Annotated in this window: 12 protein-coding genes; 8 read left to right on the top strand and 4 right to left on the bottom strand. The window is 36.3% G+C overall.

Annotated features, from left to right (window positions below; all coding sequences use genetic code 11):
* The first annotated feature begins 98 nt into the window (after positions 1 to 98).
* A complete protein-coding gene (locus ABYD77_RS01065) occupies positions 99 to 575 on the top strand; it encodes an NYN domain-containing protein (protein WP_372766144.1) in 477 nt (158 codons plus the stop codon).
* A gap of 20 nt (positions 576 to 595) precedes the next feature.
* On the opposite strand, the gene ABYD77_RS01060 is transcribed toward ABYD77_RS01065, so the two are convergent.
* From ABYD77_RS01060 to ABYD77_RS01050, 3 genes are read right to left on the bottom strand one after another with little or no spacing between them, the layout of a single operon-like run.
* Positions 596 to 2,668 carry a GumC family protein gene (locus tag ABYD77_RS01060; protein ID WP_372766142.1) on the bottom strand — a complete coding sequence of 691 codons (2,073 nt, stop codon included), beginning with the start codon at positions 2,666 to 2,668 and terminating at the stop codon, positions 596 to 598.
* Positions 2,669 to 3,193 carry a polysaccharide biosynthesis/export family protein gene (locus ABYD77_RS01055; RefSeq protein ID WP_372766140.1) on the bottom strand — a complete coding sequence of 175 codons (525 nt, stop codon included), beginning with the start codon at positions 3,191 to 3,193 and terminating at the stop codon, positions 2,669 to 2,671.
* On the bottom strand, positions 3,187 to 4,323 hold the full coding sequence (locus tag ABYD77_RS01050; RefSeq protein WP_372766138.1) for a hypothetical protein: 1,137 nt from the start codon (positions 4,321 to 4,323) through the stop codon (positions 3,187 to 3,189). The genes ABYD77_RS01055 and ABYD77_RS01050 overlap by 7 nt, the downstream gene beginning before the upstream one ends.
* A 392-nt stretch (positions 4,324 to 4,715) precedes the next feature.
* Between ABYD77_RS01050 and ABYD77_RS01045 the strand changes: the two genes are divergently transcribed.
* The 6 genes from ABYD77_RS01045 to ABYD77_RS01020 all read left to right on the top strand — a co-directional run bounded on the left by ABYD77_RS01045 (position 4,716) and on the right by ABYD77_RS01020 (position 10,506).
* Positions 4,716 to 5,696, top strand: a complete 981-nt coding sequence (locus ABYD77_RS01045; protein WP_372766136.1) for an exopolysaccharide biosynthesis polyprenyl glycosylphosphotransferase — start codon at positions 4,716 to 4,718, stop codon at positions 5,694 to 5,696.
* Positions 5,697 to 5,700: 4 nt separating this feature from the next.
* Positions 5,701 to 6,852, top strand: coding sequence for a hypothetical protein (locus ABYD77_RS01040; protein WP_372766134.1), 1,152 nt, complete (start codon positions 5,701 to 5,703; stop codon positions 6,850 to 6,852).
* Positions 6,845 to 7,867 carry a hypothetical protein gene (locus tag ABYD77_RS01035; protein ID WP_372766132.1) on the top strand — a complete coding sequence of 341 codons (1,023 nt, stop codon included), beginning with the start codon at positions 6,845 to 6,847 and terminating at the stop codon, positions 7,865 to 7,867. Before ABYD77_RS01040 ends, ABYD77_RS01035 begins: the two co-directional genes overlap by 8 nt.
* Positions 7,864 to 8,742, top strand: coding sequence for a polysialyltransferase family glycosyltransferase (locus ABYD77_RS01030; protein WP_372766130.1), 879 nt, complete (start codon positions 7,864 to 7,866; stop codon positions 8,740 to 8,742). The genes ABYD77_RS01035 and ABYD77_RS01030 overlap by 4 nt, the downstream gene beginning before the upstream one ends.
* Positions 8,732 to 9,646, top strand: a complete 915-nt coding sequence (locus tag ABYD77_RS01025) for a glycosyltransferase (RefSeq protein ID WP_372766128.1) — start codon at positions 8,732 to 8,734, stop codon at positions 9,644 to 9,646. Before ABYD77_RS01030 ends, ABYD77_RS01025 begins: the two co-directional genes overlap by 11 nt.
* Before the next feature lie 392 nt (positions 9,647 to 10,038).
* Positions 10,039 to 10,506, top strand: a complete 468-nt coding sequence (locus tag ABYD77_RS01020; RefSeq protein ID WP_372766126.1) for a nuclear transport factor 2 family protein — start codon at positions 10,039 to 10,041, stop codon at positions 10,504 to 10,506.
* Positions 10,507 to 10,608: 102 nt separating this feature from the next.
* Here ABYD77_RS01020 and ABYD77_RS01015 read toward each other — a convergent pair whose 3' ends face one another.
* On the bottom strand, positions 10,609 to 13,419 hold the full coding sequence (locus ABYD77_RS01015) for a bifunctional aconitate hydratase 2/2-methylisocitrate dehydratase (protein WP_372766124.1): 2,811 nt from the start codon (positions 13,417 to 13,419) through the stop codon (positions 10,609 to 10,611).
* A gap of 917 nt (positions 13,420 to 14,336) precedes the next feature.
* On the opposite strand from ABYD77_RS01015, the gene ABYD77_RS01010 reads away from it, so the two are divergent.
* Positions 14,337 to 14,825 (top strand): N-acetyltransferase family protein, encoded by a 489-nt coding sequence (locus tag ABYD77_RS01010; RefSeq protein WP_372766122.1) that lies wholly within the window; start codon positions 14,337 to 14,339, stop codon positions 14,823 to 14,825.
* Positions 14,826 to 15,394 lie beyond the last annotated feature (569 nt).

The following is a 15,394-nucleotide window of genomic DNA, read 5'->3' as shown; positions in this document are numbered from 1 at the left end:
TCAAAATTTCAAAACGCTAATTATATCACAGCATCGCTACGCTGTTACTCTCAATCGATGCTTGCTATAGTAAACAAAACTTAAAACGATGACTTATTTTGAAAAAAATCGCCCTTTTTGTAGATATTCAGAATATTTACTACACAACACGCCAAGCATATCAACGCCAATTTAACTACCGTGAATTATGGCAGCAATTATCAAATCAAGGCGAGATTGTGCTCGCTAATGCTTACGCAATTGCACGCCAAGACGACCAACAACATAAATTTCAAAAAGCGCTTAAGCACATTGGCTTTGATGTAAAACTCAAACCGTTTATCCAACGTGCTGATGGCTCAGCAAAAGGTGATTGGGATGTAGGTATTACCATTGATGTTTTAGAGCATGCTCCTAATGTTGATGTGGTCTGTTTACTCTCTGGCGATGGGGATTTCGATTTACTACTGCAAAAAGTTGCAGCTAAACATGGTATAGAAACCTGGGTATATGGGGTTGAACAATTGACTGCACAGTCACTCATTTACAGCGCCAGTCGTTTTCAGCCGATTAAAGAGGGACTTTTGCTTAAATAATCTTAAAGCAGGTTTATTAATTATTTTCTGAGATTTTTCACACGGCGATAATAATTTTTGTGCTCTACTTTTATTTTGTTAAATATCACACTATTTACTTTGCTTTTTGTGTACATCAACTGATCTAACTCATTTTCAAGCTCTGTAACTGTATGTTTTTGCACATCTACGATTAAATTTATTGTGTTTACATGCTTACTGATCAGCATAATATCTGAGGCAAAAAAGAGTGGCGGACAATTTAAAATAATCCGATCGTACTGTTTGCTTAGCGCCTTCAGCATTCTGTCAAAGCGGCTCATAGATAAAAACAACTGTGGCTTCTTAGGTAAAATACCACTGGCAAAAACATCTGCTTTAAGCGTTGGATCTTTGATGACGCATTGTTCAAATGTATGGGTTTTTGCAAGAAAATTAGTTAGACCAGGATGACTTGGTTCGTAACCCAGTTTCACTGTTATCGAATGCTCCCTAAGATCTGCATCGATAACAATCACTTCTTCCACTTCAGAGATTGATTTTGCAAGTAATAAAGCAAAATTGGATTTGCCTTCACTAGGCTCGAGCGAACTAATCGCAATAATTTTATCCTGTTCATAGCCATCACTGAGTAACATTCTCGTTCGAATAGAACGGATACATTCTTCAAATAATCGATAGTCTCCTTCATTTTCATTGCTAAAAATAAGCCCGCGTTTATAACGGCGAAAGCGACTTACAACAGGCAGCTCACCCAGCACATCTAAATCATATGCACGTACTAACTGGTAATATTTTTTATGACTGTTACCAAGAATCTTAGCAATAAAAATAACAAGTAATGATAAGACAAAACCAAAAAATAATACAACAGTTGCTAGTAAAGCACGCTTTGGTCTAACCGGTTTTTCTGGCTCAATGGCAGGATCGACAATGATAATGCTGCTTGCGTGATGGATATCTTTAAACAACTCGACTTCCTTTTGTTTAGCCGTTATTGACTCTAAAAGTTGCGTTGTCGCTGAAACACTGCGCTTAATTTTTTCGAATTCTAAGTTTTTTAAAATGGCTTGTTCTAATTGCTGCTCTGCAACAATACGATTTAAATCCAAACTTTTAATGGATTGATTTATTTCGTTTAATTTATGCTCAAGACCATCGGATATTTTTTCAAATTCCAAAGCCAGTTGCTGACGAGTCCCTTCAATCTCGGTTACTTTTGCTTTATATTTAGGATGTTTATCAAGGTAACGAAGCTTGATTTGCGAAAGTTCAGTTTCAAGTTTCGCTTTTTGTTTGGATAAGATTTTCAGGGTTTCTACATCACTCCATTGCGAAATGACCATAGCGCTATCTGGGTTTGCATGATTGGCCAATGTATTAATTACTCTAGCTAACTTTTCAGCTTCTAAAGTTAATGTTCTTTTTTGCTCATGTAATTGAGATATATCTTGTTTTGCTAGACTGACAAAACTCACAATATCAACAATATTATTATTCTGACGAAAATCATTTAGCTTATTTTCTTCTTCATCGAGCTTATCTTTAACTTCTTGGATCTTGGTTCGTATCCACTCATCACTTTTATCTGCATGCGGTTGCATCAAAGACAATTCGTAATCAATAAAACTCGAAGCAATTAAATTTACCACAAAAGCAGTAAACTTGGCGTCGCTGTGTTCAAAAGACAATTCAAGCATATGAGTATTTGGAACCGGTTGGATACTCAATACTTTTATAAATTCTTTTTCATCGTTAAGTACTTTGTCATAGTTAAACCCATTACCATATTGCTGTTTAATTTTATCAATGAGTACTTTTGCAAATTGAATGGATTTGATGAGTTTTATTGTTGTATCGAGCTCTTGCTGAGCTCCAATTTGACCAGTCACCAGTGTTTTCAGCGGGTTATCGGCTCGGTCACCTTTTACCATTATGGTGGTAGAGGCGCTGTAAATATCTGGCAATTTAGATATAAATAACAAACCAAATAAAAACACAGTGCCAGTCACTAAAATGATCACCCATTTTTTGACCCAAAGTAGGCCCAGTAAATCGCCTACATTAATACTTGTATCTACATTATTTGGCGAAATTACAGCAGGTTTATTCATTTAAAAGAAGCTCTTTTGAACTTTAATTACATCACCAGGTTGCACAATACTGTTAGCTGATGCTTTAAAAATATTGGATTTTTCTCCTCTTTGAATGGTCCATTGCTCGCGCGATGCACGATCTTTTAATCCACCTGCTAGCACAATTGCTTGCTCTAATGTAATGTTGGGTTGATACGGATAGCTGCCCGGTTTTCGTACTTCACCATAAATGAAAAAAGGTCGATAACTCACAATTCTCACCGATACATTAGGAGACACTAAATAACCATCTTTTAGTTGCTGCTCAATGTAACGCTTTGCTTCTTGTTGTGTCAGTCCTTTTAGAGTCAAACTTCCTAATAATGGGAAATCGATACCGCCCTGTTGGGATATTTGACCTTCAAAATACAAGTCACTCTCAAGATAAACGGATACTCTGATCGTATCACCTGGGCCAAAGCGATAGATTTGCTCATTTGCATGGGATGTTACGCATAACAGTAAAGACGTAATGAATACTAATAGTAACTTGTAAACTACCATAAATACTCCAATGCAACTTGCGCGCTTTGTTGGTTAACTTGTTTATCAAGTAAGCTCGTATCGACACGTTCTAATGCCAATGATGTATCCACATTAAAACCTTCATAAGGTCGCCATTGCCAATCGAGTGCAGCAACTAGCCGTTTATGATAATCATTAGATTGATCAAAATTTTGATCAATCTGTGAAAAGGATAAATTTAAGAAGTGTTCACTGTTTAATTGGTATCGCAGCGAAATATCATTCTCGGTAGTTAATTGAGTAAGCGATTGTTGAGAAAGTGAAATCTCTGAGTGTTGCTCTGATAGTAATGATAGCTCAACATCTTCAGATATACGCCATTTATCACTGAGTAACCAATAATAGCCATCACTTGATGTATCGCCCGATCGCTCAAAGTAACCAACAACTATATTAAACTGATGTGACCCGCCTAAACGCGTATATAAACCAAAGCCTAATTCAACCAGTGAAGAGGTTAAATCATTTCGTTTTTCATCTTTGTAGGTTCCATCGGCTAAAGCGTAACTGTCTTCAGATATTTTATGTCCATAACGTGCACTCACTACTTTCGAATCTGTTTTTGACAAAGCTAAGCCTTCAAATTCTTGTTGGTAGTGATTAGCAGCAATCTCAAGGTTTAAATACTGCTTTTCAGGAGCCCGTCCTAAACGTAAATTCAATGCTGCAGAGTGTTCTTTTTCTTCCACGTAATCCGCTATTTCTGGTAAAAATTCCGCGTTCTTTTCACCTTTAATTTTCTGCGCTTGTTGGGCATTTGCTTTAAATGTTATGTCAGATTGTTCTGATAAAAATATATTTAATGCTGGCGTAAATTTGTAATCAAAGTGGTTAAGCGACGACTCAAAAAAATACTTTTTATGCCTTAATTGTAATGGAACTTGAATAGCAAAACCTTCAAATAGTGCCACTCTGTCGTAATCCATTTGGAGCGATGACGACAACGAAGATTCTGAATTATTATCTTGATAATAAAGGTTATCTGAAAACTGAGTTGTTAACGATACAAAGAGATCATTTTTAGATTGATGCCATTGGGTTGCACTTAATTTAGCTGGAACCATTAACACCAAAGCAAGTGATAGGGAAAATAGACGTTTTTCGGTCATTGAACACTCTTTACTGCAATTAGAGTAATCGGTACCTTACTCTGGTTGTCTCAACGCATCCCAGCAACTTCCAATCAAAATACACTAGATTAACAAAAAATCAACACTTTTGATCTAGGTCAATTTTATATACACATTGTTATTTTTTTTTTGCACATTTACAAAAATACACAACAAAAAACCAATACCAAAGCATTGCATGTATATTTATTGTTAATTTAATTATTACAAATAGTGAATAAAAAGTTACTGGAAGTTACATTTTGTTTCAAATATGATGCTTAAAAATTTAATACTTTAGTAACAATTAAAGGAATTAATAAAAGGAATTACATAAAGGAGTTATTACCCGTCACGGAATGTCATTATTTAAGTAATGTGGTGTAGGTAGTATGTCATTCGATACAATAACAAAAAAAATAAGAACTGTTGAATCAAATCAGGAATTAAGAAACCTCAAAAAAGACTCATTAAAACAAAGAAAAACTTTCTTTATCTATTGCCCTAAAGAGCAGATTGATAAAGTTAAATGTACTGCATCAAATTTGCCTTTTAAATTCATTTTTAATGATTTTCAGCTTAATAATTTCGATGGTAAAACAATTTTGTTTTATTGTATGGAAGATTTACCAGCACCACAAAAAGAGTTTTTATTACACGCTGTATCAAAAGGTGCGCGTGTCGAGCAACTCACTTCTTTTTTAGATAAACGACTTGGTTATACTGAAGTCTCATTATTAAGCACACAATATTTTATTAATGAAGAAGCAATTGAGATGTTGTGGTGTAAAAAATCTCAATTTATTAAATCATTAATAGACAAAATGATTGCATTGTTGCTGCTCGCCTTAACATTCCCGATCATTCTTCTAACTATATTTGCCATTCGTCTTGAAAGTAAAGGTCCTATTCTTTACCGCCAACTCCGTGTTGGACAATACAATCGAGAATACAGTGTGTACAAATTTCGTTCAATGCGCACTGATGCAGAAAAAAATGGGCCGCAATGGGCAGAAAGTAATGATAATCGCGTTACCCGGGTGGGTCGTTTTATAAGGGCCACTCGCATTGATGAATTACCTCAGCTTTTCAATGTATTAAATGGTGATATGTCAATAGTAGGGCCTCGCCCTGAACGTGAAGTGTTTATCAAAGATCTTGAACAACACATTCCATATTACCGTTTCCGACATGCTATTAAACCAGGCATAACTGGTCATGCTCAAGTGTGCTATCAATATGGCTCCTCTGTTGACGATGCAATCTGGAAGCACAAATATGATGTGCATTACATAAAACATCAAAGCTTTTGGTTTGACATGAAAATCATGCTTAAAACAATCCCGACAGTGCTATTTGGCATGGGGAGATAAGAATTTGAAAGTAGTCACAACTATGTACCAAAGCAGCTTTGAATCATCCAAACTGCTCGACACCCTTTATCGATTAGTACCAGCAGTTATCCTTTTTGCGTTTATTAAAAGCTTAGATCTAGTAGAGCACACGAATGTACGTAATGTATTACTCGATATTTTATTATATTCGCCTCTTTTACTGCCTTTTTTCCGATTTGGTGTTCCTGTTTATCTTCAACAAAACCTTAATCTCGATTTGAAACGCAAACATCTCGAGAATGTATTTTTATTTCAACTCAGTTTGTTAATTGCTGCACAGATGTTCATGTTAGTGAACCGTCATGTGTATATCATTCTAATTGTCGCCGTAACCGCTGCCATGTTGTTTAATATGGGAAGTTACATGATCAGACAGGGTAACCGAAACGGTTTTTTCTTACAAAATGGTTTATTAAATTTTTGTTTACTAATTCTTGTCAGCACTTTTGTATTGATAGGTGATTATCAAAACGCAAAATTTCACATTGCAGCAATTTGTTTGTTTCTAGCCTGTGTGGTGTTTTTTTTCATATCCCCTGATGAGTTTCACTACAATTGGAAACAAGTTCCAAATTTACAAATATATATTCTAGACACATTAAGTACATTCTTTATACCGCTCGTAACTCTGCTAGCAGTAAAGCTATGCAGTAATGCACAAACTGATTTTTTAATACTCATTAAGATAAGTGCTTTTATATCTGGAACCATAGGTGGACTTATTTTGCTAAGGATTCATTCCTTAGATAATGAAAATAATAAAGCTTTAATTTTCCACTACAAAAAAATTAAACAAGGTCAATTTAAATTATTATTTTTATTAGCTATTTTAGGTGCATTTGCCACTTATATTTTTATACCAGAACTCATTTTATATTTCATAGCATTTATGCTATTTGAAGCACTTATACTCAAATACGGTCAAATGAATATTTTACTTAATTATAAAGGTCTTCATAAAAAGGCACTAAAGGCGAATACATTTTCAGCAATGACAGCAGCCATTTTGTATTATCTCGTTGGATCAATAGTTGAAACCTTCCCTAATGCTTTACCACTGCTTTTTTACGCGCTTGCGATTGCTTTATATCATGGCAGTTGCAGATATGTTTTGCAAAGGCATTGTAATGACTAGTTATCTCTATGCATTCTCAATTAGCTTAGCGACTGTGCCCATTCCTTTTTTAGGATTAAAACTGTTTTTCCCCATTGCACTGTTCGTTGCTTTAGTATCAACACATTCCTATGACTTATACAAAATCATCAAAACTCTCTCTGTCATTCTCCTGCTCTCTATTGCTGCTTTTATATACAAAGATGACCCTTTTAAAATTCTCATTATTGTCTATTGTGCTTTGTCTATCAGCTTTTTATTATTCGATTTTGACATTCACGAAAAACATTGGCTATCTGTCGCTTATTTACTAATTATTTTTTTTATTCTGTCTATCATAAGTATTCAATTCTTAGGCTATGATATCATTGCCAAATTAATATACGGCGAATCACGTCATGAGATCGGTGCATTTGAATTAATTAGTTTTCGAGGTTCTGGTGTTTATCAAGAACCATCAACTTATGCATATCATTTAATCGCGATAGTATGTTTGTTACACATTGCAAATTCAAAAGATTACTTTTCGCAAAAATGCATTATTCTTATTTTTGCACTGTTAAGTTTTTCTGCAGCCGCAGCAGTTGCATTACTTATGCTGGCTTATCTACTGGTTTATGCGCCCATTCGTTTTAACCTGAAACTTTCGCTGCTATTACTGTTATCACCGGCGGTATTTTACTTAGGTTATATCGTCATAACTTTCTTGCAATATAAAGTTGGCCATTATGCAACAACAGGTTTTGCTGAAGTAACTCGCTTTCAGGCCATATCTTTATTTAGCGAAACCACACCCGCTCTCGGTTTAAGTGCAGAACAATTAAGTAACTTAGTGATATTCGACATGGGGCCATTAATTTCTAGTGTATTGATATTTGGTCTACTTGCGGTTCCAGTGGTGTTTGTCTTACTTTTTTGCTGTGTAAAAAACCCACCGAGTTTTTGCCTATTATTGACCAAAATACCTTTAACAGATCCGCTACTTTGGTGCGTAGTCAATCGCATCTTTAAACAAAACAAAGCAGACAAACTATGAAACTTTCTGTAAACATTGATGCTTTGGAGAAACAACGTTTTGCTCGCCATATTTTACACAATCAATGTGACTTTTATTATCATCAAGATAAACGGTCTATATTAGGAAAGTGTAAATTTAACAATGCAAAGCAGGTTTTTATTTGGGGCCGTCGTCCACCAGACATCGAAGCGTTTAAATTAGCTAGCAACACAGCTGATACCATTATTATTCTACAACACGCCAAAAACCCCAGAAGAGAACAGGTTCCATTAAGCTATTACAAACAAAACTTTAAAAAAGTAATTTATTGGCTCTCTTCCATTGGGCGATTAAAACTGTCACGCTGGTACTCGATAAAAAAAACACGCCAACCAAAAGTGTTGTTGTTCTATTTTACTGAGGCCTATAAAAAAGAGTGGCAACAACATTTTACTGAGAATCATAATGTAGAGTACATTATGTGTAATTCACCTGATGTTAGCCGCTTTGGTGCCAAAACAGACACCAAAGTATGCTCTACTCCTGTGTCCTGCTTTTATGTGGATGAGCCACTGACACAAACACTGGGAATTTCTGAGCAACAAGAAATTACGCTGTTAATTGAACTACAACAGTTAATTGGCGACACTATTTATGTCAAATTACACCCCCGCTCAAACACGGATAAGTTTAAACACCTAAACTTGTTTAAAGTTGTCGATTGCATTTATCAAAACGCATCTAGCGTAGCGGGATATCGTTCAGGGTTACTCGACTATCAATTTAATAATGATACATCGTTAACCTTACAAAAGGATTTGTCTTGGCAAAAGCAATTAAAAAAGCGCGCATCCTTGACAAAACAAGATTATGCAACGCAAGTTAAAGAGTACCTTTTAAAACATGATTTATAACATTCTTTGGAGTGATAAAAGTTTCGGTGGGGCCGAGATATATGTGCGAAAAATGCAGAAAGAATTTGCTATTCCCTTTATTACTTTGAAAGATAAATCAGTGTGGCAATTAATCTGTTTCTTTTTCACCTTATTAAATCCGGCTAACCAATATATTTTCCATGATACAAGAGCGTCTCTATTTTCCGCTTTTAGATTTTTTTATAGAAAAGATATATGTGTGCTTCATGGACCTGGAAAGCATCCAAAATTTATTTTTTTATTAAACAAGCTGTTTAATAGCTATTGTTATCGCGTAATTTTAGTTAACAGCGACATTTTCTCTGCACAAGCAAGTAAGGCGTTTCATATTATTGAGAACGAATCAGCATTGGATATACACTCAGACCCAACATTAAAAGATGTGGTTTACTTTGGGCGCCTTGAAAAATCAAAAGGTGTTGACGTTCTTTGCAAGTATTGGCAAAAACATGCGCACCTTGCCTCCTTACATATTGTTGGCGATGGTAGCTTACTTGAACCATTAAAACGACAATTTCCTAATATTCAATTTTATGGTGCACTTGAACATCAGGAATTACATAAAGTGATCGAAAATTCAGCTTTTTACATTAGCTGCAGCAATCGTGAAGGGAAGTCTCTTTCACTTATGGAAGCGATGAGCACCGGACTAATCCCGATTGTTTGCGACATTCAAAGCCAACGATTTCTTTTCCAAGACTTACAGTTACCCATGATAAATGAAGATCTATCCAATTTTGATACTGTTGTTTCAACATGGTTAAACCAAAATGAAGAAATTAAAAGACATAAAAGCCAACAAATTATAAAATATTCCAAGTGCCATCTTCAGGGTAATTGGAGTAACCAATGGCACGCAGTTTTATTCCGGAATGAACTCTAATTTGGGGCTATTACTTAGCAACTAAAATTCAAAAACCATTAACGCACTTTTTGCCTCACTCTCTCGCACTAATTTTAACTTTTAGTATCAGTGGGCTACTTCATGATTTAGCGGTAAGTTTAATCAAACAAAAATTTTATTTGTTTGTACAACGTTGTTTTTTGTGATGAGTTTAGCCGTTATATCATCGACTAAATTGAAAATTAATGTAAGCAAATTTGCTTTCGTTATCCGAGCATTTATACATTTATCTACAGTGTTTATTTGCTATTGGGTAAGTTATTTTGCTTTGCGAATAATGTAACAAAATAATTCTAAGCCTTTATTTTTCTTGGCATTAAAAAAATTAATCGCTAAATTGGTTGGTGTATATAAAATCAACAGGAACTAAAATGCGTTTATTAATTGTTTTTTTATTATCGATGTTAGCCATACCCAGTGTAATTGCAAAAGCTGAACAACTTGATCTTAAAACATTTGCAACAGACTACTACAATGCGATGGTTGCTTCTCAAGCACCAAACGCAACAACAAAAGAACTTGAAGCTTATTTAGCGTTTTTAACCGATGACGTTGGTCACTCACACCTTCCATATGTAACGGATGATGCTCGTTTACCCGACGGTAAAGAAGCGATGCGAAAAGGCATGACATTTTATTTAGGTGCACATACTGAATACAATTCCAAACTACTCAATGTATTTGCTTTTAATGATTCAGCTGTCGCAATCCGCTACACCTCGAATGCTAAGGGTATTCACCCACAAAACAATCAAGCGCTTGAGTATTCAAATGTAATGATGGAAGTGCTCGAAATTGAAAATGGAAAAGTAGCGGTTATTCGTAAGTATCACGAATAGAGTTTTAACCTATTCAAATCTGTATTTATCTGAATTGTGGTTCATTTAAATAAAAAAGCGCGGTAAGCATAACTTACCGCGCTTTTTCGTTAAATCGGTTTATTAAACCATTTTAACTGGTACTGCTTGCTCAGAACCGTACTTAGTCGTTAGTTCTTCTTCAAGTGGTGTGAACGCAGTTAAGTCAATGCCCTCAACAGCTGCTGTGTATTCAGCCATTGTTGGGAAGCGACCAAGAATAGTTGAAAGAACTACTAATGGTGTTGAACCAAGTAGCGATTCACCTTTCTTCTCTGCAGTATCGGCTACAACACGGCCTTGGAAAAGACGCGTTGATGTAGCAATAACAGTATCACCTGGTTCTGCTTTTTCTTGGTTACCCATACATAAGTTACATCCAGGGCGTTCTAGGTATAGGATGTTTTCGTACTTAGTACGTGCTGCAGTTTTTGGATTTGCATCATCAAACTCAAAACCTGCGTACTTAGCAAGTACTTCCCAATCGCCTTCAGCTTTAAGTTCATCAACGATGTTGTACGTTGGTGGCGCAACAACAAGTGGCGCTTTAAACTCGATTGAACCGTTTTGTTTTTCTAGGTTACGAAGCATTTGCGCGATGATTTGCATGTCACCTTTGTGAACCATACAAGAACCAACGAAACCAAGGTCAACTGGCTTGCCATCGTAGAAAGAAACCGGACGGATAACGTCGTGCGTATAACGCTTTGAAACGTCATCGTTGTTTACGTCTGGATCCGCGATCATTGGCTCAACGATTTCGTCAAGGTTAACCACAACTTCTGCGTAGTACTTAGCGTTATCATCTGGTGCAAGTGCTGGTTGTTCACCAGACTTAATACCTGCGATACGCTCGTCAGCTAAGTCGATAAGACCTTGAAGTGTCTTCGCTTCGTTTTCCATACCCTTGTTGATCATGATCTGGATACGGCTCTTAGCAAGTTCAATTGACTTGATAAGTGTTTCGTCGTTTGAAATACAGATTGACGCTTTCGCTTTCATTTCTGCAGTCCAGTCAGTGAAAGTAAACGCTTGGTCAGCCATTAGCGTACCAATGTGAACTTCAATGATACGACCTTGAAACACGTTCTCACCGCCAAATTGCTTAAGCATTTGTGCTTGCGTTGCGTGTACCACGTCACGGAAGTCCATGTGCTTAGCCATGTTGCCTTTAAACGTTACTTTAACTGAATCAGGGATAGGCATTGCCGATTCACCTGTTGCTAAAGCAAGTGCCACTGTGCCTGAGTCAGCACCGAATGCTACACCTTTAGACATACGCGTGTGTGAGTCACCACCGATGATGATTGCACGGTCGTCCACTGTAATATCGTTTAATACTTTGTGGATTACGTCAGTCATTGAATGGTAGATGCCTTTAGGATCACGTGCAGTGATAAGGCCAAACTTGTTCATGAACGCCATTAGTTTAGGAATGTTCGCTTGCGCTTTTGAATCCCAAACAGATGCCGTGTGACAACCAGACTGATATGCACCATCAACAAGTGGAGAAATCGTTGAAGCAGCCATTGCTTCAAGTTCCTGACACGTCATAGGACCAGTTGTATCTTGAGAACCTACGATGTTAACACGTACACGTACGTTAGAACCTGCGTGTAGTGGCGTTTCAGACTGAACACCTACTGCATTACGGTTAAAGATTTTCTCAACAGCTGTAAGGCCTTGACCTTCGTGTGAAATCTCTTTTGAAGGTGCGTAAACAGCTGGTGCTGTAACGCCTAGTGTTTCTGCTGCTAGCGTTTGAAGTTTCTTACCGAATACTACCGCGTAAGAACCACCTGCGCGCATAAATTCAACTTTCTGTGGAGTGAATGCAGATGACACATCTACAAGCTCTTTGTCACCGTTATATAGTTTCTTCGCTTGGGTATCGATAGTTAATACCGTACCTGTTGCTACTGAGTAAGCTTCTTCTAATACTGGGTCGCCATTTTCATCAGTCACTGTGTTACCATCAGCGTCTACTTTCTTAACCCAGTTTTTAAGGTCAAGACCAATACCACCCGTTACATCAACAGTAGTAAGGAAGATAGGTGCGATACCGTTAGTACCCGCAACAACAGGTGCGATGTTGATGAAAGGAACGTAAGGGCTTGCTTGCTCACCCGCCCAAAGTGCAACGTTGTTCACACCAGACATACGCGAAGAACCTACACCCATAGTACCTTTTTCTGCGATAAGCATTACTTTCGCGTTAGGGTGCTTTTCTTTAAGTGCAACGATTTCTTGTTGTGCTTCAGGTGTAATCATACATTGGCCGTGTAATTCACGGTCAGCACGTGAGTGCGCTTGGTTACCTGGAGAAAGTAAGTCAGTTGAGATATCACCTTCACCTGCAATGTAAGTTACAACTTCAATCTTCTCTGGAATGTTAGGAAGTTTTGTGAAGAACTCAGCATTTGCGTAGCTTTCAAGAATTTCTTTCGCAATCGCATTACCAGCTTTGAATGCGTCTTGTAAACGTGTTGTATCCGCATCATATAGGAATACTTGTGTTTTAAGTACGTCTGCAGCTTGTTTTGCAACTGCTTCATCGTTACCTAATGCTAGGTCAAGTAATACAGCGATTGATGGACCACCTTTCATGTGTGAAAGTAGCTCAAACGCAAATTCAGCAGTAATTTCAGCAACGCTCTCTTCACCAAGAATAATTTCTTTTAAGAATGCTGCTTTTACACCCGCAGCAGGAGTTGTACCTGGAAGCGTGTTGTAAATAAAAAACTTTAATGAATCTTCACGGTGCTCATTTGTTGTATCTTTGATTTGAGCAATGATTTCAGATAGTAGCTCAGCACTATCAATTGGCTTAGGGTTTAATCCAAGTTCCGCTTTACGGGTTTGGATTTCCGCCATGTATTCTGTATACAAACTCATAAAAAACTCTCGACGTGTTTTTGAAAAGATATGAACTAATTATTTTACATGATTTAAACTAGCCTACGAAGTTGTAGAGTTCAAAAAACATAAAAAATTTAGCAAATTAATACTAATTGATAACCTTAGTGGTCACTATGGTGAAGCAAAGCATCGAACACCCATTAAATTATTGATAATAATTACTATTACCTGCAAGTTAACTTTCCAAAAAATACTGCGTTAAACGCTTTATATACGGGCAATTGATTATATACAGGTGCCTATTTTAAATTGGCTAACTTCACCATATATCTATTTTCCACGATTGTAACATGCTAAGTACAATAGCAAGATTTACCATAACAATACCCATTATAAATACTATTTATAATGGTTTTTAAAAACATAATTAAGCTCAATATTTATACATTGAGTACGTTATATTTATATCAAACTGATTGATTAAATTGACTTAATAAATCAAATAGTCTAGAAATCAGCTCCCACTAGACAATCTTGAATTTGCTCTCGTTTTAACAATAAAGAGGTAGCCTTTTTAATTAATGGTGATAATAAACGCTATTATTCTCAACACGTTATTGTTCGGGCTTCTCTTTCATTCAGTCTATGCTTAGCTTTCTATAGATAAATTCATAGAGCACTATGCTCACACTGTATCTAACATTATTTAAGAGAAATTGTGAGGAAATTACAGCTGGAGTTTAACCGAAATATAACTTTATCAAGCATGCCGATAAAATAAGGGCTCAGCAAATTACTCACCAATCAACAATGCAAGTCAAAATCATATTTTTATACATCAGAAATGTATATAAGTGTACTTTCTGATGACTCTCCTCATATCATCTATGTCTTTGCATCTTTGATAGCGATATACTGGGTTGATATAAGCTTTACTTATACAGGACCACTCCATGAGCCTAAAGATCCGTTACGCAACTGTAAACGACGTCGACACAATTTTATATTTCATTAAAGAGCTAGCGATTTATGAAAAGGCAGAGCATGAAGTATTAGCCACACCTGAAACCATAAAAGAGACCATGTTTGCTAAACATTCTGGTGTGCACGGTTTTATTTGTGAATTAGATGGTCAACCTATTGGTTTTTCTGTGTTCTTCTACAACTATTCAACATGGCTTGCTAAACCTGGGTTATATCTAGAAGATTTATACATTTCACAGGAACATCGCGGAAAGGGCGCTGGCATTGCACTATTAAAACACTTAGCACAAATAGCTGTTGAAAAAGGCTGCGGTCGATTTGAATGGAGCTGTTTAGATTGGAACACACCATCACGTGAATTTTATGAATCACTGGGTGCAGAGCCTCAAAATGAATGGATTGGTTACCGCATGAGTGGTGATACTCTTTTACAATTTGCTGAAAAAGGTAAAGCGTAACAATTTAAAAGTAGGTGATGAATCGTTATCACTTACTTACTATTTAAACTGGTTGTGATTTAACAACATAAAATTGTTCAATATAAAATAATCATAATGTTCAATAAACTGTTTTAAAATCCTTTCATCAGTGAACACCAATTTTCCAGAACTCCAATTGAAGCATGATTGGCACATGTGATTGGATTATTAATAGATGAAATATTGGTTATCTATGCCATCTTATTGATAAATTGGTTTTGTGCTTTGATAGGAGCTCCTTATTGTCAAAAAGTTCAGCCTAACCAGAACCTAACCCTCCGTTATGGCCATGTTCTCATTGTTTTAAACGTACACACAGCTTGCACTTTGTAACTATTATTTTCACAATTTCATTTTCATAGAAGTCCATCTCAATAAACCAAATAGCACCTTGCAGAGTATAAAGTCACGATATAGCTAGCTAAATAGTTGGTCACAGACAATATATAGATACATTACTAACGTACGTTGTTGGCTCTCTTTGAGGATTTCTAAGCTAGGCGTAATATACCTTACTGATTAATAAAAAGAGGCATACAGCCTCTTCA

It is taken from the genome of Pseudoalteromonas sp., from assembly GCF_041629635.1.
Classification (GTDB): domain Bacteria; phylum Pseudomonadota; class Gammaproteobacteria; order Enterobacterales; family Alteromonadaceae; genus Pseudoalteromonas.
Note: the sequence above shows the minus strand (reverse complement) of the source record. Positions and strands in the feature narration are given on the sequence as shown.

Coding starts and splice junctions, on each gene's coding strand:
- ABYD77_RS01060 (WP_372766142.1), bottom strand. CDS start 2,668: ATGAATAAACCTGCTGTAATTTCGCCAAATAATGTAGATACAAGTATT.
- ABYD77_RS01055 (WP_372766140.1), bottom strand. CDS start 3,193: ATGGTAGTTTACAAGTTACTATTAGTATTCATTACGTCTTTACTGTTA.
- ABYD77_RS01050 (WP_372766138.1), bottom strand. CDS start 4,323: ATGACCGAAAAACGTCTATTTTCCCTATCACTTGCTTTGGTGTTAATG.
- ABYD77_RS01045 (WP_372766136.1), top strand. CDS start 4,716: ATGTCATTCGATACAATAACAAAAAAAATAAGAACTGTTGAATCAAAT.
- ABYD77_RS01035 (WP_372766132.1), top strand. CDS start 6,845: ATGACTAGTTATCTCTATGCATTCTCAATTAGCTTAGCGACTGTGCCC.
- ABYD77_RS01030 (WP_372766130.1), top strand. CDS start 7,864: ATGAAACTTTCTGTAAACATTGATGCTTTGGAGAAACAACGTTTTGCT.
- ABYD77_RS01025 (WP_372766128.1), top strand. CDS start 8,732: ATGATTTATAACATTCTTTGGAGTGATAAAAGTTTCGGTGGGGCCGAG.
- ABYD77_RS01020 (WP_372766126.1), top strand. CDS start 10,039: ATGCGTTTATTAATTGTTTTTTTATTATCGATGTTAGCCATACCCAGT.
- ABYD77_RS01015 (WP_372766124.1), bottom strand. CDS start 13,419: ATGAGTTTGTATACAGAATACATGGCGGAAATCCAAACCCGTAAAGCG.
- ABYD77_RS01010 (WP_372766122.1), top strand. CDS start 14,337: ATGAGCCTAAAGATCCGTTACGCAACTGTAAACGACGTCGACACAATT.